Consider the following 1,885-nt stretch of genomic DNA (forward strand, 5'->3'; position numbering starts at 1 on the left):
GAGCTGTATCAGGAACTCGGCGTGCGCGGCGCCATCGCCTTCATCCGAAATTCCTGCGCTGCCCCCTGGCTCGATCCTGCGCGGATGCGCGGGCTCCTCGCCCAACCCTTTCTACTGCAACTCGAGTGACCTGCCTCAGACGACCCCAAAAACCACCCCGCGCGGCCTTCTCCGCGCCGGGAAAGGCTCGCCCAGCGATCGTCCCGGAGCTCCTGCCACCGCTCGACGCCCTCTTCACGGACCCCACACCACCCACGCAGCCCGCGCTCACTTGCCGCCAGCACACCGCGATCTGACCGCCCCAGCGGCGAAAGCGCGGGCTTCCGGCTAACGGGTCCGATTCGGCACGGTCATGCGTCAGGGCTGTCAGGATCGCAGCCCTGAAGCATGAATGCTGCAGCCCGGTATTTTCAAGGCCTGGCGGTGGGTAGCAAGAAAAAACCTTCGCACAAGGGGGCTAGACAGCCGGGCGGACTTCTGGCAGGATAGGTGGAGCGTAATCAATCTGCGCTTCAGCCGGAGGTTTCGCGATGGTTGCAACGAGTGCGGGGGAATGGGTGCACTGTGGTCGCGTGTTCAGCGCTACGGAGATTGCCGAGCTCTGCGCGACGGTGGCGTGGCTGCCGGGATTGGCACGCAAGGAGTTGGCGGCGACGGTGTGCGAGCACCTGGGCTGGACCACCCTGACGGGGACGGCGAAGATCAGCGCCTGCCTGGAGTTCCTGGAGCGTTTGCAGGCGGCCGGGTTGCTGGTACTGCCTGGGTTGAGGCCCTCGCCGCCACGCCGTTGCGCGCCACCATCGGCATCCGTCGCGCCCGTTGCCGAGCCGGCGGTGCACTGCGCCCTGTCGGCGCTCGCGCCGGTGTCCCTGGAAGTGGTTCGCGACGCGACCCGGGTGGCGCAGTGGGATGCGCTGGTGGCGCGCTGGCATCCGCTGGGTTTCCAGGGCGCCTTCGGTTACCGGCTGCGCTACTTCATCACCGCTGGTGGCCGACGGCTCGGCTGCGTCCTGCTGTCCGGTGCGGCGCGGGCGGTGGCCGTGCGCGACGGCTGGATCGGCTGGACGGTTCAGGCCCGCCGCGAGAACCTGGCGCGGGTGCTCAACAATAGCCGCTTCCTGATCTTTCCGCACGTCCGGGTCCCGCATCTGGCCAGTCATGTGCTCGGGCAACTGGCGCGCCGCGCGCGGGCCGACTGGCTGGAACACTGGGGTTTCGAGCCCCTGTTGCTGGAGACCTTCGTCGACCCGCGACACCATGCCGGCACCTGCTACCGTGCGGCCGGTTGGCAGTTGCTCGGAGAGACCAGCGGACGCGGGCTGGCCCGCCCTGGCCGGTCCTATCACAGCACGCCCCGCCAGGTGTGGGTCAAGCCGCTGACCTCGGATTGTCGCCACCGACTGTGCGCCGCGCCGGGGAGCCCGCGGTCATGAGCAAACCTTGCCGTCGCCCGACACGCGTTGCCATCAAGAAGCTGCGCTCAGAGAAGAAACGGCAGGAGAAGGTACTGAACGCGAAGCGGCGTGCGATGGGATTCGTCCCCACCTCGCCCGCGCCCCTGCCCAACAGTTGCTCGCCTTTCGCGACCATCGCCGAGGAACAAGCGGCCCGCGAGGACGCCGTGAGCAAACAGATGCGCCTCCTGCGCAAAGAGCTGCCCGCCTTGCTCGCTCAACTGGAACAAATTCCCGACCCGAGAGACCCCAAAAAGCGCCGGCACAAGCTGACCGTGCTTCTGCTCTACGGCTTGCTGATGTTCGTCTTTCAGTTCTCTTCCCGGCGCGAGACCAACCGCGAAATATCCCGTCCCCAGTTCATGACCACCCTGCAGCTACTGTTCCCGGAGATCGACACCCTGCCACACGCCGACACCCTGTTTCGGCTG

Annotated in this window: 2 protein-coding genes; both read left to right on the top strand. The window is 67.1% G+C overall.

All coding sequences use genetic code 11. The features are described 5' to 3' along the window. Nucleotides 1-530 precede the first annotated feature (530 nt). Complete coding sequence (locus tag CAPSK01_RS03630; RefSeq protein ID WP_034922705.1) at nucleotides 531-1,433, top strand: DUF4338 domain-containing protein; 903 nt, start codon at nucleotides 531-533, stop codon at nucleotides 1,431-1,433. Beyond that, nucleotides 1,430-1,885, top strand: a 456-nt coding sequence (locus CAPSK01_RS03635; RefSeq protein ID WP_273703025.1) for a transposase family protein, incomplete at its 3' end; no start/stop codon positions are given. The genes CAPSK01_RS03630 and CAPSK01_RS03635, both read left to right, overlap by 4 nt.

Source organism: Candidatus Accumulibacter vicinus (genome assembly GCF_000584955.1).
Classification (GTDB): domain Bacteria; phylum Pseudomonadota; class Gammaproteobacteria; order Burkholderiales; family Rhodocyclaceae; genus Accumulibacter; species Accumulibacter vicinus.